This is a genomic window from Kitasatospora sp. NPDC058048 (assembly GCF_042885555.1).
Taxonomy (GTDB): Bacteria; Actinomycetota; Actinomycetes; order Streptomycetales; family Streptomycetaceae; genus Kitasatospora; species Kitasatospora lactacystinica.
On record NZ_JBHVRT010000020.1, the window covers coordinates 82,652 to 103,281 of the forward strand.

A 20,630-nucleotide genomic window follows, 5' to 3' on the forward strand; every position below is an offset into this window, starting at 1 on the left:
CCGCGAGGGCCCCGGGCGGGTCGAAGCTCGGGGACAGCAACCCGCCCCGGTCACCACCGGGACGGCCCCCACCGTGCACCGCCCCCGGGCCCGGCCCCCACCGGCCCCGGTGCGGCGGCGCACCGCGAAACCGGAGCCCCGCATGAAGCGATCCGTGCTGTCCGCCGCCCTGGGCCTGGCCCTCGCGGCCGGCCTCGCGACCCTGCCCGCCACCGTGGCCTCCGCGGCCCCGGCCGCCCCGGCCGCCGTCCAGGGCTACACCCCCTCGACGTACGCCGGCTCGGCCGCGGAGACCGCGGACAACCAGGCCTTCTTCCACGCCGTGATGGCCTCGGCCAAGGCCCGGCAGGCCGCGAACCCGTGGCTGCTGACCGTCACCGTCACCTACGACACCGCGAACGCGCCCTCCTTCACCGGCCAGATATCCCAGGCCGCGCAGATCTGGAACAGCTCGGTGCGCAACGTGCGGCTCCAGGAGAGCAGCGGCAACGGCGACTTCTCGTACTACGAGGGCAGCGACAGCCGCGGGTCCTACGCCAGCACCGACGGCCACGGCCACGGCTACGTCTTCCTCGACTACCAGCAGAACCAGGAGTACAGCTCGCTCCGCGTCACGGCGCACGAGACCGGGCACGTGCTCGGCCTGCCCGACGACTACTCCGGCCCGTGCAGCGAGCTGATGTCGGGCGGCGGCCCCGGCCCGTCCTGCACCAACCCGTACCCCGACGGCAACGAGCGCGGCCAGGTCGACTCCCTCTGGGAGAACGGCCTCGCGGCGCGGAACTGACGCGGCCCGCAGGCGGGTTCGGAGCGGCGGGCCGCCCGGCCGGAATCGGGCGGCCCGCCGCACCGGGTACTTCCCCGGACGGGAGCCTAGCCGCCGCCGGAACGGAATGCCAGGGGCACGATTGAGTCAAGGCCAGGAAAAGACAACTCAATTCGGCCCCATCACAGGGGTATTGGACGGTGCTATCGCGGGTTGGCATCATCCGCGCACGCACCGGGTTGCCCGAAGCTCTGGGGACACCACCCGTTGACCAGGTGTTCCCCCGGGCCGGCCCCCAACCGGCCACGTCACCTCAGGAATCGGAGCCCCCACATGAAGCGATCCGTGCTGTCCGCCACCCTCGGCCTCGCCCTCGCGGCCGGCCTCGCCGTCCTGCCCACCACGGCCGCCGCCGCGGCCCCGGCCGCCCCGGCCGTGCAGGGCTACACCGCCTCGACGTACGCCGGCTCGGCCGCGGAGGCCGCGAACAACCAGGCCTTCTTCCAGGCCGTGATGGCCTCCGCCAAGGCCAAGCAGGCCGCCAACCCGGGCCTGGCGACCGTCACCGTCACCTACGACGCCAGCTCCGCCCCGTCCTTCCGCAACCAGATATCCCAGGCCGCGCAGATCTGGAACGGTTCGGTCGCCAACGTCCAGCTGCGCTCCGGCTCGGCCGCCGACTTCCGCTACTACGAGGGCAACGACAGCCGCGGCTCCTACGCCAGCACCGACGGCCACGGGCGCGGCTACGTCTTCCTCGACTACCAGCAGAACCAGCAGTACAGCTCGGTGCGCGTGGTGGCGCACGAGACCGGGCACGTGCTCGGCCTGCCGGACCACTACTCCGGCCCGTGCAGCGAGCTGATGTCGGGCGGCGGCCCCGGCACCTCCTGCACCAACCCGTACCCGAACAGCGCCGAGCGCACCCGCGTCAACTCGCTCTGGGTGCGCGGCTGACCCGAGTGGTGAACGCCCCGGACCGGCCGCGCCGAGGCGGCCGGTCCGGGGCACCGCCGTGTCGGGGAGGCGTCGGGCCCGCGCTGCTGCCGGGCGTCGCCGGAGGCCGGCTGCCGGATGCCGGTGCCCGGTGCCCGGTGCCGGGCGTCGTCGGAACCGGGTGTCGTCGCTGCCGGGCGTTGTCGGTGCCGGGCGTTGTCGGTGCCGCGTGCGAGCATGCGGGCGAGACCCCTCCGCCCCCCGACCGCCAGGAGCCACCGCCATGTCCCGTGCCGTCCCCGACCGGCTCGCCGACCTCCCTTACGCCGAGCTGCTGCGCCCGCACACCGGGCCGCTGCGCAGTGACGAGCGGTACGACACCGCGCACTTCGACGGGGGCGAGCACACCGACGAGTCGGGTGCCGGGGCGGCCTTCCTGGAGTGCGCCTTCACCGGTGTCGCGCTCAGCGGGGTCAAGCTGCGCCAGGCCCGGTTCAACGAGGTGTGGGTGCAGGCCGGCCGCTGGGTCGCCTGCGACCTGAGCGACTCCGAGTGGCAGGACAGCTCCTTCGCGGGCGGGGTGCTCGCCGGGGTCGCCGGGTACGGCTCGGCGCTGCGCCGGGTGGTGTTCCGGGGCTGCAAGCTGGAGGCGGTCAACCTGCGCTCGGCGGTCCTGCGGGACGTCGTCTTCGAGGACTGCCTGCTGCGCGACGTGGACTTCGGCGGGGCGAAGCTGACCGGGGTGTCCTTCCCCGGCTCGACCCTGGAGGAGGTCCGGCTGCGCGGCGCGACGCTGAGCCGGACGGACCTGCGCGGCGCCGTCCGGCTCGGCCTGGCCGACGGCCACCAGGGGCTGCGCGGCGCGGTCATCAGCTCCCCCCAACTGATGGAGCTGGCACCGCAGTTCGCTCATGCACTGGGGATCGAGGTCAAGGACCGCTGAGCACCCGGCCCCCTTCGCCCGTTCAGCCGGGCGTTGCTCGGTGACGCCCCGACGAACAGTCCGCCAATCCTGCCGCACGCATCTGGTGGGCCGCTTCGCGGGCGGTGGAGACTGCTGCGCGATCGAGTGAGCTCCGACTTGTGTGCACAACATCGCCAGCGAAGGGACGGGCCGGGCTGATGGCCGAGTTGAGTCGTAGGAAGTTCGTCACGCTGTCCGGTGCCGCCGCGGCGGGCCTCGCGGTGGCCGGCACCGGTGCCGCCGCGGGTGCCGCCCCGGGCGGCACGGCCGCGACCGCCGCCACCACCGCGCTCGGCACGACCGGCACCATCACCGACGCTCAGCACGTGGTGATCCTGATGCAGGAGAACCGCAGCTTCGACCACTACTTCGGCACGCTGCGCGGCGTGCGCGGCTTCGCCGACCGCAGCGCAATCCAGATATCCGGCGGCTACAGCGTCTTCAACCAGCCCAACGGCCTGTTCGGCCGCCAGTACCCGTGGCAGTTCAGCCAGACCAAGCCGGCCGGCGGCGCCGACCCCGAGCGCCTCGCCCAGTGCAACGGGGACCTCAGCCACGGCTGGTCCGACCAGCACAAGGCCTGGAACGGCGGGAAGCTGGACTCCTGGGTCGCCGCCAAGGGCAACGTCCGCACGCTCGGCTTCCTGACCCGCCAGGACATCCCGTTCCACTACGCGCTGGCCGAGAACTGGACCATCTGCGACGCCTACCACTGCTCGGTGCTGAGCGCGACCGGCCCCAACCGCACCTACCACTGGTCCGGCCAGATCGACCCGTCCGGCGCCGCGGGCGGCCCGGCCTACGACGGCGGCGACGAGAAGGGCCTGCGCTGGCAGACCTACGCCGAGGCGCTGGAGACGGCGGGCGTCAGCTGGAAGGTCTACCAGAACGCCGCCGACAACTACGGCGACAACGCCCTGGCGTACTTCACCAACTTCACCGGCGCCCCGGCCGGGAGCCCGCTGGCGGCCAAGGGCATGGGCTCGGTGCCCAAGGTCACCGGCAGGACCCCGGACGACATCGCCGCCGCGATCAAGGCCGACGTGCTGGCCGGCACCCTCCCGCAGGTCTCCTGGATCGTCGCCGACCAGGCCTCCTCCGAGCACCCGTACGCCACCCCGGCCGACGGCGCGCACTTCGTCCACATGGTGATCGACGCGCTCAACGCCGACCCGAACGTCTTCAACTCCACCGTGCTGTTCCTCAACTACGACGAGAACGACGGCTTCTTCGACCACGTCCCGCCGCCGGCCGCCCCGGCCGGCACCCCGGGCGAGTTCTACAACGGCACCAACATCGGCCTCGGCTTCCGCGTCCCGCTGATCGCCGTCTCGCCCTGGACCCGCGGTGGCTGGGTCAACTCCGAGACCTTCGACCACACCTCGGTGCTGCGCTTCCTGGAGGTCTGGACGGCCGCCCTCGGCAAGCCCGCCGCCTGTCCCGGCATCAGCGACTGGCGCCGCCGCGTCTGCGGCGACCTGACCAGCGTGTTCGACTTCGCCCACCCGGTGTACGGCCTGCCCGCGCTGCCCGACACCTCGCAGACCATCGGCCTGTCCGCCTGCGGCCCGCTGCCCAACCCGGCCCCGGTGAACAACCAGCTGCCGGTGCAGGAGTCCGGCACCCGGCCCGCGCGCGCCCTGCCGTACCAGCCGAACGCCAACCTGGACCACTGGGACACCGACGCCGGCGGCGTCATGCACGTCTGGGTGAAGATGTCCAACGACGGCGCCGCCCGGGCCTCCCACTTCGCCGCCTACGCCAACGCCTACCGCAGCGGCGGCCCCTGGCAGTACACCGTCGACTCCGGCAGCCCCGTCACCGACTTCTTCAACTGCGGCACCAACGGCTTCGGCAACGGCAAGTACGACCTGACCGTCGTCGGCCCGAACCGCTTCCTGCGCCGCTTCACCGGCGACCTCACCAAGGCGGGCAGGAACGCGGCCGTCACCGCCTCGTACGCGGTCGAGCCGGGGACGGGGAAGCTCGCGCTCCGGTTCGAGCTGGCCAACTCCGGCAGCACGCCGGTGACCTTCACCATCGCCTCGAACAACTACCGGACGGACGGCCCCTGGACGTACCAGGTCCCGGCCGGCGGCAGCGTCGGCGACTTCTTCAACGCGGTCGCGTACAACAACGGCTGGTACGACTTCACCGTCACGGTGGACGCCGACAGCAGCTGGTCCCAGCGCTTCACCGGCCACCTGGAGACGGGTGCGGCGAGCGTCACCGGCTGACCGCCGAACGCACCGGGCGCGGCGCGCGAACGCCGCCGGGCGGCGCCGTCCGAGGACGGCGCCGCCCGGTGCTCCGGCCCCCGCTGCTCAGTTCCCGCGGGCGTAGCCGGAGTCGACGATCCGCTTCGCGCCCTCGGCGTAGTAGCCCGGGTCCTCGGGAAGGTCGGTGGCCAGGCCGTCGACGTACCGGTTGTACATGCAGAAGGCGGCGGCGATCAGCACGGTGTCGTGGATCTCGGTGTCACCGGCGCCGGCCTCGCGGGCGGCCGCCACCGCCTCCTTCGAAACCGGCGCGGCCTGCTTCTGCACCTCCGCCGCGATCCGCAGCAGGGCCCGCATCCGCTCCGTGAGCGGCGCGGCCGAGGGATCGGTCAGGGCCGCCTTCACCAGGTCCTCGCCGCCGTCCAACTGCGCCGCGGCGAAGGCGCTGTGGGAGCCCTCGCAGAAGCGGGTGCCGTTGAGCCGGGAGACGTAGGCGGCGACCAGCTCGCGCTCGCCCCGGCTCATCGGGGCCGGGTCCCGCAGCAGCGCGTTGGCGAGCATCCCCAGCGGGGCCGCGGTGTCCGGGCGCAGCGCCAGCAGCCCGCTGATTCCCGGCTGTCCGTTGTCGATGGTGATGTGCGGCACGGGGCAACTCCCTTGTCCGGGACGGTCGGAGGACGCTCCATCGTCGCGGGTGCCGGGCCCTCGCGCCAACTCCGAGATTGCCCCGGCCCCGGCGGGAGCCGCCCGACCGGTCCGGCCGCTCAGACGAACGGGCCCCGGGGGAACCACGGGTCACGGACCTCGCGGGGGCCGTCCGGGGTGAGCAGGGTGAGGCTGTGGGTGCCGGAGGCGTACTCGGCCAGCTGGACCGAGCCGTGCCGGGTCTCCAGCTCGGCCTGCACGGGGACCGGCAGCTTGGTCAGCGCCCGCCGCAACTGCAGGGCGTCGCGCCGGCTGATCGGCTGCGGGCAGCGCAGCACCAGCCGCAGCGGGCTGAGCGGTCCGCTCACCGGCACCCCGCTGCCCAGCTCGTAGCCGACCGCGCCGATCGGGCCCCAGGGCAGCCGGTGGTCCGCCACCAGCCGGCCGACCTCCGGCAGCAGGGCCAGCGCCGGGATGCCGGCCAGTCGTTCGGGGGCCAGCCGTTCGCGCCGTTCGACCAGCTGCTCGGGCCGCAGCGTCCGGGCCACCGCCGCCCAGGGGGCCAGTGCGTCCATCCGCTGTCCGGGGCGCGGGCCGCGCACGGTGACCGGGAACCACAGTTCGGGCGCCGCCTCCGGGTCCCGGGTGCAGCGCTGCGGGTGCGGGAGGTCCACCGGGTTGCCGACCACGGCGGGTGCCCGGCCGACCGTCACCCAGGGGTGCGCCCGCAGCACCGCCCGCGCCCACGTCGGCAGCTCGCCGCCGGCGAGGGGCCGCAGCGAGCTGGGGCACTGCATCAGCAGCAGGTCGTGCGCGCCGGGCAGCCGGCCGTCCAGCGCGGCCAGCGGGCCGACCCGCCGGCGCGGTCCGTCGTGCGGGTCCTCGGCGGTGCGCCGGGCGTGGCTTCCGGGATGTGCGACGGTCACAGCGGGCTCCAGAGGGTGGCGTCGATTTCGCCGACGGCCCCAATCTGCGCCCGGCCGGGGGCCCGCGGCTACGGTCCTTGGGCGCGTCCACCAGGGACCAAAGGCTCAAGGTGCGCCCGTGGGCACCCGGTGTGAGAGTGGGGGCAGCCCGGTCTTCCGACCTCCCGTCCACCCCGTTTGGAGGAGTCATGGGCATCTTCGACAGGTTGTTCCACCGGCCGCAGCACGAGTCCACCGGGCAGGAGGCCGCCCAGCGCGCCGCCCTCGCCCACGACGAGGCCGCCGACGCGTACGGCAACGACGTCGAGCGGACCCGGGAGCAGCAGGAACGGCTCGCCCAGGAGGAGGACGACCGGCGCGCCGCCGAGAACATGACCGCCGAGGGCGACCCCTGGGGCTGAGCCCGGGGATCACCCCGCACGCGGCGGCAGCGGCGGTCGCCGCAGGTCCGGCCGGGGCGTGGACTCCGGCGGGGGCGCCGCGGCGGGCGCGTCCTCCAGCAGCTCCAGGGCCAGCTGGACGGCCGCGACCAGCTCCGGATGGCGCCCCCGGGCCCAGTCGCGCGGGGTGCGCAGCACGTGCACGTCCGGTTCGACGCCCCGGTTCTCCACCGACCAGCCCAGCCCGCCGCCGAACCAGGAGGCGTTCTTCGGCACCGAGATCTGGGTGCCGTCGCCGAGGGTGTGGCGCCCGCTCATCCCGACCACCCCGCCCCAGGTGCGGGTGCCGATCACCGGGCCGAGACCGAGCAGTTTGATCGCCGCGATGATCACGTCGCCGTCCGAGCTGGTGGCCTCGTCGGCCAGCGCCACCAGTGGTCCGCGCGGTGCGTGCCGGGGCCAGCGCACCGGTCGGCGGTCCCGGCTGAAGTCCCAGGCCAGGACGTGCCGGGAGAGTTTCTCCAGCACCAGTTCGGAGACGTTGCCGCCGGCGTTGCCGCGGACGTCCAGGACCAGCGCGGGCTTGTCCAGCTCGCGCCGCAGGTCCCGGTTGAACTGCGCCCAGCCGGAGCCGCCGAGGTCCGGGATGTGCAGGTAGCCGCACCGCCCGTCGCTGAACTCCCGCACCAGGGCGCGTCGTCTGGTCACCCAGTCCTGGTAGCGGAGGGGCCGCTCGTCGGTCAGCGGGGTGATCACGATCCGCCGCACCGGGCCGTCCGGGCTTTTGCGCAGGGCCAGTTCGAGCGTGCTGCCGCCGGTGCCGGCCAGCAGCGGCAGCGGTCCGCGCAGCGGGTCCACCGGGCGGCCGCCGATCTCCAGGAACTCGTCGCCGTCCCGGACGCCCTGGGCGGCCAGTGGGGCGCGGGCGCGCGGGTCGGAGGTCTCGCCGGGCAGCACCCGGTCGACCAGCCAGCGGCCGTCGGGGGCGTGGCGGGCGTTGGCGCCGAGCAGGCCGAGCGGCTGCTGGGCGAGCGTGGGGCCCTCGGCGCGCCGGGACGGGGTGACGTAGGCGTGCGAGGTGCCGAGTTCGCCGAGGAGTTCGCGCAGCAGGTCGGCGAAGTCGTCGGGGGAGCAGACCCGGTCCAGCAGCGGCTCGTACTGGGCGACCAGCGCGGGCCAGTCCAAGCCGGACATCCGCTCGTCCCAGAACTGGTCCCGGACGATCCGGGCCGCCTCGTGGTAGGCCTGGCGCCACTCGGCGGCCGGGTGCACGGTGTGGGTGATCCGGCGCAGGTCGACGGTGGTCCCGGCGGAGGGGGCGCCGACCGGGATCACCCGCAGCGTCCCGGCCGAGTAGACCGCGATCGAGCCGCCGTCCCCGGAGACCGCGTAGCCGTCCAGTTTGTCGACCACGGTGCTGCGGGTGCCCCGGGCCAGGTCGAAGTGCTCCAGCGAGGGGCGGCCCGAGGTGTCCTCCGGGCTGGCGAAGGTCTGGCCGAGGGTGCCGGAGATCGGCCAGCGCAGCCAGACCAGGCCGCCGCGCACCGCGTCGGTGGCCGAGTACTTGGAGGCGATCACCGGGAACTGGAGCAGCCGCTCGCCGATCCCGTCCGGGTCGACCCGGACGGTGCCGTCGCCGTCGTGGTGCGGGGCGCCGTCCTCGGCCGGGGCGGAGAACGGCGAGGGGGTGTCGGCGGCGAGCGGGACGAGGTACGGGCGGCAGCCGAGCGGGAAGGAGAGGTCGCCGGTGTGCACGTCGTGGACCGGGTCGAAGCCGCGCCAGGACAGGAAGGCCAGGTAGCGGCCGTCCCGGGTGAACACCGGCTGCTCGTCCTCGAACCGGCCGTCGGTGACGTCGGTGGTCGAGGAGGGCGCGTCGGCGCGGGTGAGCCGGATCCGGCGCAGTGAACGCCCGGCGACCGGCTCCGACCAGGCGATCCAGTGCGAGTCGGGGGAGAAGCGGGCGCTGGAGACCGGCCCGTAGCCGGAGGCGGCCAGTTCGCGCACCTCGCCGTCGGCGGCGCCGACCAGCAGCAGTCGTCCGTCCGAGGTGGTGGCGGCGAGCCGGCTGCCGTCGGGGGAGGCGGTGAGCTCCAGGACGCGGCCGATCCGTCCGGCGGCGAGCACCCGGTGGTGGTGCTTCCGCGGTCCGGCGGGGCCCGGCGGGTCGGCGTGGCCGGGCAGCGGCATCACCTCGATCGCGTCGGCGCCCTCGGCGTCGGTGATCCAGGCCGCCTCGCCGGTGTGTCCGAGCACCACCGGCAGCCGGGTGCGCACCCCGGGGGTGTCGGCGAGCGCGCGGGCCGGGCCGTCCTTGTGGGTGAGCCAGTACTGGCTGCCGCGCACGGTGATCACCCCGGCCCGGCCGGTCTGGTCGCAGGCGAGGTCCTTGACCTGGCTCGCGGCGCCGACCTGGTAGGGGCGGCGACCGGCCCGGGCACCGCCGAGCGGGACGTGCAGCCGGCGCGGGGCGGGGGCGTCCAGGCCGTCCAGCAGCCAGAGGTCGCCGGCGTGCTGGTAGACGATCCGGGTGCCGTCGGTGGCGGCCTCGCGGGCGTAGTAGGAGGCGTGGTCGGTGTGGCGGCGCAGGTCGGTGCCGTCGGGGCGGCAGGAGTAGAGGTTGCCGATGCCCTCGTGGTCGGAGAGGAAGGCGATCCGGCCGGCGACCGGCATGGGGGCGGCGAGGTGCCCGGTGTGCTCGGGCAGGATCCGCTCGCCGTCCACCCAGAGCCGGCCGGTGGCGCCGCCCCGGTAGCGCTTCCAGGCGGCGGGTGCGTGCGGGGCGGCGCCGGTGAGCAGCACGGTCCGTTCGTGGCTCATCTGGGCGTCGCCGACCGGCCCCCAGGGCATCCGGCGGCCGGGGGAGCCGTCCGGTGGCAGGGCGTGCGCCCAGGTGTAGTGGCCGAAGGGCTCGTGGTAGGAGGTGACGGCCAGGACCTCGCCGTCCGGCAGCCAGCCGCGCACCCGGGTGTCCTGGCTGCCCCAGAAGCTGAGCCGGCTCGCCTGGCCGCCGTCGACCGGGGCGGTCCACACCTCGGGGGTGAGGCCGAGCCAGCTGGTCCAGGCGAGGGTGGTGCCGTCGGGGGAGATGCGGGGGTCGCCGACCCGGGTGCGGTCGCAGCCGACCCGCCAGGCCCGGCCGGTGCCGGCGCCGTCGGCGTCCAGCGGGGCGATCCAGACGTCGTCCTCGGCGGTGAAGGTGAGCAGGCTGCCGTGCAGATGGGGGTGGCGGAGGTAGCCGGGCGGGGTCACCCCTCCATCCTTCGACGGGGTGTCACCCCCGGCAACCGGAGAAGCCGGGAACCGGTCTGGACCATTGACACCGCCCGGTCGAATCCACTTCAGTGGTCTAGTCCAACTTGGGTGCCAGGCCGGGCCGTTCCCCCCACTGGCGCGTGCTCCGGCGTGCCCTCGGACGTCCCCCACGACCGCGCCATCGCAGGAGCGCCCGCATGCGCAGAACACCCGTCCCCGGAACCCCGGTCACGAGCCGCCGCGCGGCCGTCGCCGCCGGTACCGCCTCCGCCGTCGCCGCAGCCGCCCTGGTCGGCGCCACACTGGGCCTGGCCCCCGCCGCCTCGGCCGGCGAGTTCCTGGCCAACGGCGGCTTCGAGTCCGGCTCGCTCGGCCCCTGGAGCTGCACCGGCAACTCCGGCAGCGTCGTCACCGGCCCGGTGCACAGCGGCAGCCGCGCGCTCGCCGCGGCCGCCACGGCCGGCGACACCGCCCAGTGCGGCCAGACCGTCACCGTCGCCCCGAACACCACCTACACGCTCAGCGCCTTCGTCAACGGCTCGTACGTCTACCTGGGCGTGGACGGCGGCGGCCCGAGCACCTGGACGCCCGGCACCGGCGGCGCGTACCAGAAGCTCAGCCTCAGCTTCACCACCGGCGCGAGCCAGACCAGCGCCACCGTCTACACCCACGGCTGGTACGGCCAGGGCACCTACTACGCGGACGACATCTCGCTGGACGGCCCGGGCGCGCCCAGCCCGACGCCCACGCCGACACCCACCGCGACCGCCTCGCCGACAGCGACCGCCTCGCCGACCGCGACCCCGACCGGGACGCCGACGGGCACCCCGACCGGAACGCCCACCGGAACCCCGACCGGGACCCCCACGGGCACGCCCACCAGCCCGCCCGCCGGCAGCCACACCCTGGTCGGCTACCTGCACGCGAGCTTCGCCAACGGCGCCGGCTACACCCGGATGGCCGACGTCCCGAACTCCTGGGACTTCATCAACCTCTCCTTCGGCGAGCCCACCTCCGTCACCTCCGGCGACATCCGCTTCAACCGCTGCCCGGCCACCGAGTGCCCGGGCGTCGAGTCGGACGACGAGTTCAAGGCCGCCATCGCCGCCAAACGGGCCCAGGGCAAGAAGGTGCTGATCTCGATCGGCGGCCAGAACGGCCAGGTCCAGCTGACCAGCACCGCCGCCCGGGACACCTTCGTCAGCTCCGTCTCGGCGATCATCGACAAGTGGGGCCTGGACGGCCTGGACATCGACTTCGAGGGGCACTCGCTCTCCCTCAACACCGGTGACACCGACTTCAAGAACCCGACCAGCCCGGTCATCGTCAACCTGATCTCCGCGGTGAAGACCCTCAAGGCCAAGTACGGCCCGGGCTTCGTGCTGACCATGGCGCCGGAGACCTTCTTCGTCCAACTCGGCTACCAGTACTACGGATCGGGCCCCTGGGGCGGCCAGGACCCGCGGGCCGGGGCGTACCTGCCGGTCATCCACGCGCTGCGCGACGACCTCACCCTGCTGCACGTCCAGGACTACAACTCCGGCTCCATCATGGGCCTGGACAACCAGTACCACTCGATGGGCGGCGCCGACTTCCACGTCGCGATGACCGACATGCTGCTCAAGGGCTTCCCGGTGGCGGGCAACACCAACAACGTGTTCCCGGCGCTGCCCGCCTCCAAGGTCGCCATCGGCATGCCGGCCACCACCAACGCGGGCAACGGCTACGTCGCCCCGGCCGAGGTGAACAAGGCGCTCGACTGCCTGACCAAGCTGGCCAACTGCGGGACGTACGTGCCGCGTTCGGGCGCGCAGCCGAACCTGCGCGGGCTGATGACCTGGTCGATCAACTGGGACCGGTTCGGCGGCCAGGAGTTCTCCAAGAACTTCAACGGCTACTTCGGGCGCTGACCCGGACGCCCCGGTAATTCAGACGTTCCGCGGGCCGGACGCCCCGCGGGCCGACGCCTCCGGGGCCATGCTTGAACCTGACACCGGTGTGAGGTCCGAGCATGGCCCCATGGCGACCACACAGCTCACAACCCCGGTACCCCGCAAGCCCTTTCCCCTGTCCGCCCTGCTCGCCCTGGCCACCGCCGTCTTCGTCACCGGTCTCACCGAGAACCTGCCCGCCGGCGTGCTGCCCGGGATGAGCGAGGCGCTCGGGGTCGGCGAGTCCGCGGCCGGGCAGACCGTCACCGTCTACGCGATCGGCTCCGCCGCCACCGCGATCCCGCTCAGCGCGGCCACCGCCGGCTGGGGCCGCAAGCGGCTGCTGCTCTCCGCGATGGCGGGGTTCGCGGTCGCCAACACCGTCACCGCGGTCTCCACCAGCTACCCGCTCACGCTGGCCGCCCGCTTCCTCGCGGGCGTCGCGGCCGGCCTGGCCTGGGCCCTGCTCGCGGGGTACGCGCGCCGGCTGGTGCCGGTCGAGCAGCAGGGCCGGGCCATGGCGGTGGCGATGGCGGGCGTGCCGGTCGCGCTGTCGCTGGGAGTGCCGGTCGGCACCTTCCTCGGGCAGGTGCTCGCCTGGTGGGTGCCCTTCCTGGCCATGACGGCACTGGCCGTCGGCGTGATCGGCTGGATCGCGGCGCTGCTGCCGGATCAGCCCGGGCAGCCGGCCGGCGAGCGGGCACCGGTCCGCGAGGCGCTCGCCGTGCCCGGCGTGCGGCCGGTGCTCACCGTGACGGTGCTCTTCGTGCTCGCGCACACCATCCTGTTCACCTACATCGCGCCCTTCCTGGACCGGTCCGGCCTCGGCGGCTCCACCGGCACCGTGCTGCTGGTCTTCGGGCTGGCCTCGCTGGCGAGCGTCTGGCTGATCGGCGCGCACATCCACCGCCGGCTGCGGCAGCTGACGATCGGCGCCGCGCTGCTGGTCGCGCTGACGGCGGCCGTCCTCGCGGTGCGGTCCGGCAGCGCGCCGCCGGTGTACGTCGCGGCGCTGTTCTGGGGCCTGGGCTGGGGCGGCGTCCCGACCCTGCTCCAGACCGCGCTCGGCGACGCGGGCGGGGAGCGGGCGGACGCCGCCCAGGCCGTCCTGGTGACCCTGTGGAACGCCGCGATGGCGGGCGGCGGCGTGGTCGGCGGCCTGGTCCTGAGCGGCCTGGGCACCGGCGCCCTGCCCTGGACGGTGCTCGCGCTGATGCTCCCCGTCCTCGCCGTGGCCACCGCCGCCCGCCGCCACGCCTTCCCGCCCCGCAGGCGGGGGTTTGAAGACAGGCTCTAGCGCACCATCAGCCGGTTGACCGCCTCGACCACCTCGGGGGACGCCTTCGCCATGGAGCCCGACGCGTACGGCGGCTGCGGGTCGTACTCGATCAGCAGCTGGATCGCCTGCGCGGTCGTGTCCCCGCTGATCACGCCGGCCAGCGTCAGGGCGAGGTCGATCCCGGCCGAGACCCCGGCGGCGATGGCGTACTTGCCGTCGATGACGACCCGCTCCGTCCCGGTCGGCTCCGCCCCGTAGTGGGGCAGCCGGTCCAGGACGCCCCAGTGGCTGGTGGCCCGGCGGCCCTTGAGCAGCCCGGCGGCGCCCAGGATCAGCGAACCGGAGCAGACCGAGGTGGTCCAGGTGGTGGTCGCGTCCACCCGGCGCACCCAGTCGAGCACGGCCCGGTCCGTCAGCTGGGCCTCCGTCCCGGGCCCGCCGGGCACCAGCAGCAGGTCGGCCGAGTCCACCTCGTCCAGGGCGGCGTCCGCGACGAGCGCCAGGCTGCCGACGTCGTTGCGCACCGGCCCCCGTTCGGCGGCGGTGAACACCACCTCGGCGCCGGGGATCCGGGACAGCACCTCGTACGGGCCGACCGCGTCCAGGGTGGTGAACTCGGGGTAGAGCAGGATGGCGATGCGCATCAGTGACCTCCGGTGGGTTCGGGTCGGAAGCGGCGTCGGTACTCGGCGGGCGGGGCGGCCAGGGCCCGGACGAAGGCGCGCCGCATCGCCTCCGGGGTGCCGTAGCCGCAGGAGTGCGCGATCTCCTCGATGCCGTCGTCGGTGTCCTCCAGCAGCCGCCGGGCGGCCTCCAGCCGGACCCCGTCCACGTACCGGCCGGGGGTCACCCCCACCTCGGCGGCGAAGGCCCGGGCGAAGTGCCGCGGCGACAGCGCCGACCGGCCGGCCAGCGCCTCGACCGAGAGGTCGGCCTCCGGGTGCTCGGCGATCCACCGCTGCACCTCGCGCAGCGGCCGCCGGGCCGCCACCTGGGCGGCCAGCTGGGTGCTGAACTGGGCCTGGTTGCCCGGCCGGCGCAGGAAGACCACCAGGTGGCGGGCGACCAGCAGGGCCGTTTCGCGCCCGAGGTCCTCCTCCACCAGGGCCAGCGCCAGGTCGATCCCGGCGGTGACCCCGGCCGAGGTGGCGATCCTTCCGTCCCGGACGTGGATCGGGTCCGGGTCCACCTCGATGTCCGGGAACCGCCGGGCCAGTTCCCCGCCGTAGGCCCAGTGGGTGGTCGCCCGGCGTCCGGCCAGCAGCCCGGCCTCGGCGAGCAGGAAGGCGCCGGTGCACACCGACACCACCCGCTCGGCCCGTCCGGCCAGCTCCCGGATCCGTGCCACCAGGGCCGGGTCCGGGAGTTCGGTGTCCATCCCGCCGGGAACCAGCAGGGTGTGCACCGCCCCGACCTCGGCCAGGTCCGCGTCCGGCAGCAGCCGCAGTCCGCTGTGGCTGCGCACCGGACCGCCGCCGGGGGAGGCGGTGGTCACCCGGTAGGCCGGGGGCTGCCCGGACGCCCGGCCCGCCCCCGCGAACACCTCCAGGGGGCCGGTCACATCGAGGCTCTGCACGCCCTCGAAGAGGACGATGACCACGCTGCGCGCTCTCATGCGACCAGCCTCCCAACGGGCGGCGGTGGCAGCAATGACCTGCTTCCCACCTTTCCTGCCATCCGGAGCCTGCGGGGGCGCATGTGGCGGTGTGGGAACGGAGGGGCACGCGGGAGGCGGGCGTACGGAAGGGCGGACGCGGAAACGCCGGAAGGCCCCTCGCTCTCGCGAAGGGCCTTCCGGCTGTCTGTGCGCCGCCAGGGACTCGAACCCCGGACCCGCTGATTAAGAGTCAGCTGCTCTAACCAACTGAGCTAGCGGCGCCTGCTGACGTGGAGAACATTACCTGGTCAGCAGCCGAAACTCACAATCGGCCGGAGCGGGGAGCCGGGCGCGCTCACATGGTCAGCACCACCTTGCCCCGGACGTGCCCGGCGCCGACCAGCTTGTGGGCCTGGGCGACCCGCTCGATCGGGAACGACTCCGCGATCTCCAGCCGCAGCCCGCCGGCCTCCCAGAGCTCGACCAGCTCGGCCAGCCTCCCGGCCGTCCGCTCGCCCCGCAGCCCCCGGACGCCCAGCCGCTCGGCGCCGGGGTAGTCGACCACGGTGCCGATCCGGGTCCGGTCGGCGACCAGTTCGACGGAGGCCTCCAGGGCGCCCCGCCCGGCGGCGTCGAAGGCCGCGGTCACCCCCTGCGGTGCCACCGCCCGGACCCGCTCGACCAGCCCCTCGCCGTAGCTGACCGGCACCGCGCCCAGCTCCCGCAGGTAGCCGTGGTTGCGCTCGCTCGCGGTGCCGATCACCGTGGCGCCCCAGGCCCGGGCCAGCTGGACGGCGACCGTGCCGACCCCGCCCGCGGCGCCGTGCACCAGCAGGGTGTCGCCGGGGCCGACGCCGAGCCCGGTGAGCGCCACGTGCGCGGTCTGGCCGGAGGCGGAGAGGGAGCCGGCCTGCTCCCACGGCATCCCGGTGGGCTTGGCCACCAGCCGGTCGGCGTCCACCGTGACCAGGTCGGCCTGGCCGCCCAGCACCCGGAAGCCCAGCACCTCGTCCCCGACCCGCCAGTGCCCGGCGTCCGGGCCGAGGGCGTCCACCACCCCGGCGAACTCGTTGCCGAGGACGAACGGCGGCTCGACCGCCAGTCCCGGCGGGCGGAACCCCTCGCGGATCGCGAGGTCCACCGGCTGCACGCCGGCGGCGTACACCCGTACCCGCACCTCGCCCGGCCCGGGCCGCGGGTCGGGCACCTCGGCGACCCGCAGGACCTCCGGACCGCCGTTCCCCGTCACGGTGACCGCTTTCATGCTGTTCCCGCCCCTTCTCGATCCCTCCGGTGTCGACGATCATCCGACCTGAAGTGCGCTTGAGGTCAAGTCATTGTTCAGCGTGTCGACACCGATGGGCGCATTGTCAGATTTATCCTGGACGGCGCTCAGCCGTCCGTCGTCGAGAGGAACCTCCCCGTGGGCCAGCTGCCCCTGTTCTTCCTGGTGCTGCTCGCCTCCGTGGTGACCATGCCGCTCGGTCGGAGGATCGGCGTGCCGCAACCGGTGCTGATGACCCTGCTCGGCATCGTCATGGCGCTGGTCCCGCAGATCCCGGACGTCACCATCGAGCCCGAGCTGATCCTTCCGCTGGTCCTGCCGCCGCTGATCTTCGCGGTGGCCCGGCGCTCCTCGGTGCGCTACTTCAAGGCCAACGCCCGCTCGATCCTGCTGCTGGCGGTCGCCCTGGTGGCGGTCACCACGGTCGCCGTGGCCGGCACCGTGCACTGGCTGCTGCCCACCCTGCCGCTGGCCGCCGCCATCGCGGTCGGCGCGCTGGTCTCCCCGCCCGACCCGGTCGCCGCCGTCGCGGTGGCCGGGAGCGTCGGGCTGCCCCGCCGCCTGGTGGCGATCCTGGAGAGCGAGGGGCTGTTCAACGACGTCACCGCGATCGTCATCTACTCGCTGTCCATCGAGGCCATGGTCAGCGGCGACTTCTCGGCCGGCGGCGCGGTGCTGCGCTTCGTGCTGTCCGCGGTGCTGGCCGTGGTGGTCGGCGTCGCGCTCGGCTGGGTCAACACCAGGCTCGCCGAGCGCCTGGACGACCCGACCCAGCAGGTCGCGCTCAACCTGCTGGTGCCCTTCGCCGCCTACACCCTGGCCGAGGAGATCCACGGCTCCGGCGTGCTCGCCGTCGTGGTCTGCGCGCTCTACCTCGCCGAGCGGGCCTCCGACGCGGACGCCGTCTCCTACCGGCTGGTCGGCAACGCCTTCTGGGAGGTGGTCGAGATCCTGATCACCGGCGTCGCCTTCGGCCTGATCGGCCTGGAGCTGGCCACCGTGCTCAAGGAGGCCGGCCGCGGCTGGACCGGATTCCTCGGCGACGCCGCCGTGGTCATCGCGGTGGTCGTCCTGGTCCGGCTGCTCTGGCTGCTGCCGGCCGGCTGGCTGTCGAAGAAGCTGCGCTCCGGCGACGACGAGGACACGCCGTTCAGCTGGAAGGAGAGCGTGATCCTCTGGTGGTCCGGCATGCGCGGGGTGGCCACCGTCGCCCTGGCGCTCGCCATCCCGCTCACCCTGCACTCCGGCGAGAACTTCCCCGAGCGCGGCCGGCTGGTCTTCATCGCCTTCAGCGTGGTGCTCTTCACCCTGCTGGTGCAGGGCCTCACCCTGCCCTGGCTGGCCAAGCGGTTCGAGCTGGACATCGACCAGGACAAGCACGAGCAGGCCGTGCGCCAGCTCTGGTGGCGGGCCGCCAAGGCCGGGCTCAGCCGGCTCGGCGAGCTGGAGGAGCAGGACCGGCTGCCCGCCGAGGTCGCCGACCGCCTGCGGGACCGTCAGCACGACCGGCTGGCCCGGCTCTGCCCGGAGAACTACGCCGAGGAGGAGGCCGCCGAGGCCAAGCTGCGGATGGCCCAGTGGCGCGCCGCCCGGGACGTCGAGCAGGAGATGATCGCCGCCTCCCGCCGCGAGATGCTCGCCGCCCGCAGTGAGCTCGGCGCCGATCCGGAGCTGGTCGACCAGGTGCTGCGCGGACTCGACCTGCGCTCCGAACGGAAATGACGGGGCGTCCGCTCCCCGCGGGCGCACCGTCCGCGCCCGCGGGGCGGAATGCGCACGACCGGCTCCGGGGTTGCATAGGCTGAACCCGGGCAGGCCGTCAACGGAGTCGGCGCACCACCAGTACCCGCACGACCTCGGCGAACCCTCACGCCTGGCCCTGCCGGTTTCTGCACCCAGATGAATCGAGGACCCACCGATGTCGGAGACCCGCGCCGACGCCCGCACCCCGCTGGACCGGACCCCGCAGTGGGCCGCCCTGGCCAAGCACCGGGCCGAGCTGGGCGACACCCACCTGCGTGAGCTGTTCGCCGCCGACCCCGAGCGCGGCCGCCGCCACACCCTCCGGGTCGGCGACCTGCACGTGGACTACGCCAAGCACCTGGTCACCGACGAGACGCTGGAGCTGCTGCGCGAGCTGGCCGCCGCCACCGGCGTCGCCGAGCTGCGGGACGCCATGTTCCGCGGCGAGAAGATCAACAACACCGAGCGCCGCGCCGTCCTGCACACCGCGCTGCGCGCCCCGCGCGGCGCCGTGATCGAGGTCGACGGCGAGAACGTGGTGCCCGAGGTGCACGCCGTCCTCGACAAGATGGCCGCCTTCGCCGACCGGGTCCGCAGCGGCGAGTGGAAGGGCCACACCGGCAAGCCGATCCGCGCCGTCGTCAACATCGGCATCGGCGGCTCCGACCTCGGCCCGGCGATGGCCTACGAGGTGCTCCGCTCCTACGCCAAGCGCGACCTCGACGTCCGCTTCGTCTCCAACGTCGACGGCGCCGACCTGCACGAGGCGGTCCGCGACCTCGACCCGGCCGAGACGCTGTTCATCGTGGCCTCGAAGACCTTCACCACCATCGAGACCATCACCAACGCGGTCTCCGCCCGCAACTGGCTGCTCACCGGACTGCGCGCCGACACCGACGCGGTGGCCAAGCACTTCGTCGCGCTGTCCACCAACGCCCGGGGCGTGCAGGACTTCGGCATCGACACCGCCAACATGTTCGAGTTCTGGGACTGGGTGGGCGGCCGCTACTCCTTCGACTCGGCGATCGGCCTGTCGCTGATGATCGCCATCGGCCCGGACGCCTTCCGCGAGATGCTGGACGGCTTCCACCTGGTCGACGAGCACTTCCGCACCGCCCCGCCCGAGCAGAACGTCCCGCTGCTGCTCGGCCTGCTCGGCGTCTGGTACGGCGCGTTCTTCGACGCCCAGGCGCACGCGGTGCTGCCCTACTCGCACTACCTGTCCAAGTTCACCGCCTACCTCCAGCAGCTGGACATGGAGTCCAACGGCAAGTCGGTGACCCGCGACGGCACCCCGGTGGACTGGCAGACCGGCCCGGTGGTCTGGGGCACCCCCGGCACCAACGGCCAGCACGCCTACTACCAGCTGCTGCACCAGGGCACCAAGGTCATCCCGGCCGACTTCATCGGCTTCGCCGAGCCGGTCGCCGACCTGCCCCCCGGCCTGGTCGCCCAGCACGACCTGCTGCTGGCCAACTTCTTCGCCCAGACCCAGGCGCTGGCCTTCGGCAAGACCCCGGAGGAGGTCGCGGCCGAGGGCGTGCCCGCCGAGCTCGTCCCGCACAAGACCTTCAAGGGCAACCACCCGACCACCACCATCCTGGCCGGCGAGCTGACCCCCTCGGTGCTCGGCCAGCTGGTCGCGCTCTACGAGCACAAGGTGTTCGTCCAGGGCGCGATCTGGAACATCGACTCCTTCGACCAGTGGGGCGTCGAGCTGGGCAAGGTGCTCGCCAAGCGGATCGAGCCGGTGCTGCTCACCGGCGAGGGCGCCGAGCAGCTGGACAGCTCCACCGCCGAGCTGGTCGCCCGCTACCGCGCGCTGCGCGGCCGCTGAGCCCGGGTCGGGCCGTCCGCTCCGGCGGGCGGCCCGGTCGCCCGGGGCCTTCGGGTCTTCGGGTCTTTGGATTTTCGGGCCGGAAACGCCGGAAGGCCCTTCGCTCTCGCGAAGGGCCTTCCGGCTGTCTGTGCGCCGCCAGGGACTCGAACCCCGGACCCGCTGATTAAGAGTCAGCTGCTCTAACCAACTGAGCTAGCGGCGCCTGCTGACAGAGAAGACTCTAGCAGCGCCGTGCGGCCGAGCCAAAATCGAATACCGGCCGCCCCGCGTTCACCCTCCGGTCACGACGGGCGCCCCGGCGGGAACCGGCTCGCGCGCCGCCCGCACGCAGGCCCAGAGCACCACCGCGGCGCCGGGCAGCCGGGGACTGCGCTGTTCGGGTGCGACGATCCACCGGCCGGCGCCCTGCCCGGGGGAGTCCGGGCTGTTCACCATCCGCTGCAGCGGCGGCACGGTCACGGCGTCGCCCCTGCCGTGGCACAGCAGCGGCGGCACGTCCCGGGCCCACTCCTCCCAGGCCAGCAGCCGGCGCAGCCGGGGCGCCGCGCCCGGCTGGACGAACAGCAGCATCCGCCCCCGGTGGACGGCCACCGGCCCGCAGCCCGGTCCGGAGGCCCACAGCTCGTCCAGCACCCGGCGGCCGAACAGCGCCGGCATGCTGATCACGTCGAAGGCGCGCCCGCAGGGCAGCACCGACGGCGCCCAGGGGCGGCTCTCCCACAGGGCGCGCATGCTGCGCGGGTACTCGCTGGCGGAAGCGAGCCAGGCCTCCCCGGCCGCGCCGACGTACTCCACCGACGGGTGCATCACCGACGGGTATGTCGCTGACGGGTACGTCACCGACTGCTGCGTCACCGACTGCTG

The 20,630-nt window shown here is 73.9% G+C and carries 16 protein-coding genes and 2 tRNA genes; 9 read left to right on the forward strand and 9 right to left on the reverse strand.

The genetic code is table 11. The annotated features are described in order from the left end of the window. The first annotated feature begins 142 nt into the window (after positions 1-142). The 4 genes from snpA (ACFVVA_RS21960) to ACFVVA_RS21975 all read left to right on the forward strand — a co-directional run bounded on the left by snpA (ACFVVA_RS21960) (position 143) and on the right by ACFVVA_RS21975 (position 4,903). Positions 143-787, forward strand: a complete 645-nt coding sequence (snpA, locus tag ACFVVA_RS21960) for a snapalysin (protein ID WP_387691805.1) — start codon at positions 143-145, stop codon at positions 785-787. Between the two features lie 312 nt (positions 788-1,099). Further along, positions 1,100-1,723, forward strand: a complete 624-nt coding sequence (gene snpA, locus ACFVVA_RS21965; RefSeq protein WP_359901799.1) for a snapalysin — start codon at positions 1,100-1,102, stop codon at positions 1,721-1,723. Between the two features lie 262 nt (positions 1,724-1,985). Next, a complete protein-coding gene (locus tag ACFVVA_RS21970) occupies positions 1,986-2,645 on the forward strand; it encodes a pentapeptide repeat-containing protein (protein ID WP_387691807.1) in 660 nt (219 codons plus the stop codon). 179 nt (positions 2,646-2,824) lie between these two features. Next, the gene (locus ACFVVA_RS21975) at positions 2,825-4,903 is read left to right on the forward strand and encodes a phosphocholine-specific phospholipase C (protein WP_387691808.1); all 2,079 of its coding nucleotides are present in this window, start codon (positions 2,825-2,827) and stop codon (positions 4,901-4,903) included. An 87-nt stretch (positions 4,904-4,990) separates the two neighbouring features. On the opposite strand, the gene ACFVVA_RS21980 is transcribed toward ACFVVA_RS21975, so the two are convergent. After that, positions 4,991-5,530 (reverse strand): carboxymuconolactone decarboxylase family protein, encoded by a 540-nt coding sequence (locus ACFVVA_RS21980; RefSeq protein ID WP_387691809.1) that lies wholly within the window; start codon positions 5,528-5,530, stop codon positions 4,991-4,993. Between the two features lie 119 nt (positions 5,531-5,649). Next, positions 5,650-6,456 (reverse strand): phosphoribosyl-dephospho-CoA transferase MdcG domain-containing protein, encoded by an 807-nt coding sequence (locus tag ACFVVA_RS21985; RefSeq protein ID WP_387691811.1) that lies wholly within the window; start codon positions 6,454-6,456, stop codon positions 5,650-5,652. 188 nt (positions 6,457-6,644) lie between these two features. Between ACFVVA_RS21985 and ACFVVA_RS21990 the strand changes: the two genes are divergently transcribed. After that, positions 6,645-6,857 (forward strand): hypothetical protein, encoded by a 213-nt coding sequence (locus tag ACFVVA_RS21990; protein ID WP_359901784.1) that lies wholly within the window; start codon positions 6,645-6,647, stop codon positions 6,855-6,857. A gap of 9 nt (positions 6,858-6,866) precedes the next feature. Here ACFVVA_RS21990 and ACFVVA_RS21995 read toward each other — a convergent pair whose 3' ends face one another. Then, on the reverse strand, positions 6,867-10,088 hold the full coding sequence (locus ACFVVA_RS21995; protein ID WP_387691813.1) for a S41 family peptidase: 3,222 nt from the start codon (positions 10,086-10,088) through the stop codon (positions 6,867-6,869). Between the two features lie 200 nt (positions 10,089-10,288). On the opposite strand from ACFVVA_RS21995, the gene ACFVVA_RS22000 reads away from it, so the two are divergent. Together ACFVVA_RS22000 and ACFVVA_RS22005 are read left to right on the forward strand one after the other, a co-directional pair. Beyond that, the gene (locus tag ACFVVA_RS22000) at positions 10,289-12,001 is read left to right on the forward strand and encodes a chitinase (protein WP_387691815.1); all 1,713 of its coding nucleotides are present in this window, start codon (positions 10,289-10,291) and stop codon (positions 11,999-12,001) included. Between the two features lie 109 nt (positions 12,002-12,110). Continuing rightward, the gene (locus tag ACFVVA_RS22005) at positions 12,111-13,319 is read left to right on the forward strand and encodes an MFS transporter (RefSeq protein WP_387691817.1); all 1,209 of its coding nucleotides are present in this window, start codon (positions 12,111-12,113) and stop codon (positions 13,317-13,319) included. On the opposite strand, the gene ACFVVA_RS22010 is transcribed toward ACFVVA_RS22005, so the two are convergent. The 4 genes from ACFVVA_RS22010 to ACFVVA_RS22025 all read right to left on the reverse strand — a co-directional run bounded on the left by ACFVVA_RS22010 (position 13,316) and on the right by ACFVVA_RS22025 (position 16,162). Next, positions 13,316-13,945, reverse strand: coding sequence for a DJ-1/PfpI family protein (locus tag ACFVVA_RS22010; protein WP_387691819.1), 630 nt, complete (start codon positions 13,943-13,945; stop codon positions 13,316-13,318). The genes ACFVVA_RS22005 and ACFVVA_RS22010 overlap by 4 nt on opposite strands. Continuing rightward, positions 13,945-14,916 carry a GlxA family transcriptional regulator gene (locus ACFVVA_RS22015; protein ID WP_387691821.1) on the reverse strand — a complete coding sequence of 324 codons (972 nt, stop codon included), beginning with the start codon at positions 14,914-14,916 and terminating at the stop codon, positions 13,945-13,947. Before ACFVVA_RS22015 ends, ACFVVA_RS22010 begins: the two co-directional genes overlap by 1 nt. 190 nt (positions 14,917-15,106) lie before the next feature. Next, positions 15,107-15,180, reverse strand: a tRNA-Lys gene (locus tag ACFVVA_RS22020). Between the two features lie 73 nt (positions 15,181-15,253). After that, positions 15,254-16,162 carry an NADP-dependent oxidoreductase gene (locus ACFVVA_RS22025; protein ID WP_387691823.1) on the reverse strand — a complete coding sequence of 303 codons (909 nt, stop codon included), beginning with the start codon at positions 16,160-16,162 and terminating at the stop codon, positions 15,254-15,256. Positions 16,163-16,321: 159 nt separating this feature from the next. Here ACFVVA_RS22025 and ACFVVA_RS22030 point away from each other — a divergent pair, with 159 nt between their 5' ends. Both ACFVVA_RS22030 and pgi read left to right on the forward strand, forming a co-directional pair. Next, entirely contained in the window at positions 16,322-17,905 is a 1,584-nt protein-coding gene (locus ACFVVA_RS22030) for a Na+/H+ antiporter (RefSeq protein WP_387691825.1), read from the forward strand. 196 nt (positions 17,906-18,101) lie between these two features. Then, complete coding sequence (pgi, locus tag ACFVVA_RS22035; protein WP_387691826.1) at positions 18,102-19,763, forward strand: glucose-6-phosphate isomerase; 1,662 nt, start codon at positions 18,102-18,104, stop codon at positions 19,761-19,763. Between the two features lie 131 nt (positions 19,764-19,894). On the opposite strand, the gene ACFVVA_RS22040 is transcribed toward pgi, so the two are convergent. Continuing rightward, a tRNA-Lys gene (locus ACFVVA_RS22040) sits at positions 19,895-19,968 on the reverse strand. Between the two features lie 68 nt (positions 19,969-20,036). After that, positions 20,037-20,573: a bifunctional DNA primase/polymerase gene (locus ACFVVA_RS22045; protein WP_359909009.1), complete on the reverse strand. Its 537-nt coding sequence runs from the start codon at positions 20,571-20,573 to the stop codon at positions 20,037-20,039. Positions 20,574-20,630: the final 57 nt, after the last annotated feature.

What these genes read in the sequence shown, in the direction of transcription:
- snpA (WP_387691805.1), top strand. Translation starts at nt 143, where the DNA reads ATGAAGCGATCCGTGCTGTCCGCCGCCCTGGGCCTGGCCCTCGCGGCC.
- snpA (WP_359901799.1), top strand. Translation starts at nt 1,100, where the DNA reads ATGAAGCGATCCGTGCTGTCCGCCACCCTCGGCCTCGCCCTCGCGGCC.
- ACFVVA_RS21970 (WP_387691807.1), top strand. Translation starts at nt 1,986, where the DNA reads ATGTCCCGTGCCGTCCCCGACCGGCTCGCCGACCTCCCTTACGCCGAG.
- ACFVVA_RS21975 (WP_387691808.1), top strand. Translation starts at nt 2,825, where the DNA reads ATGGCCGAGTTGAGTCGTAGGAAGTTCGTCACGCTGTCCGGTGCCGCC.
- ACFVVA_RS21990 (WP_359901784.1), top strand. Translation starts at nt 6,645, where the DNA reads ATGGGCATCTTCGACAGGTTGTTCCACCGGCCGCAGCACGAGTCCACC.
- ACFVVA_RS22000 (WP_387691815.1), top strand. Translation starts at nt 10,289, where the DNA reads ATGCGCAGAACACCCGTCCCCGGAACCCCGGTCACGAGCCGCCGCGCG.
- ACFVVA_RS22005 (WP_387691817.1), top strand. Translation starts at nt 12,111, where the DNA reads ATGGCGACCACACAGCTCACAACCCCGGTACCCCGCAAGCCCTTTCCC.
- ACFVVA_RS22010 (WP_387691819.1), bottom strand. Translation starts at nt 13,945, where the DNA reads ATGCGCATCGCCATCCTGCTCTACCCCGAGTTCACCACCCTGGACGCG.
- ACFVVA_RS22015 (WP_387691821.1), bottom strand. Translation starts at nt 14,916, where the DNA reads ATGAGAGCGCGCAGCGTGGTCATCGTCCTCTTCGAGGGCGTGCAGAGC.
- ACFVVA_RS22025 (WP_387691823.1), bottom strand. Translation starts at nt 16,162, where the DNA reads ATGAAAGCGGTCACCGTGACGGGGAACGGCGGTCCGGAGGTCCTGCGG.
- pgi (WP_387691826.1), top strand. Translation starts at nt 18,102, where the DNA reads ATGTCGGAGACCCGCGCCGACGCCCGCACCCCGCTGGACCGGACCCCG.
- ACFVVA_RS22045 (WP_359909009.1), bottom strand. Translation starts at nt 20,573, where the DNA reads ATGCACCCGTCGGTGGAGTACGTCGGCGCGGCCGGGGAGGCCTGGCTC.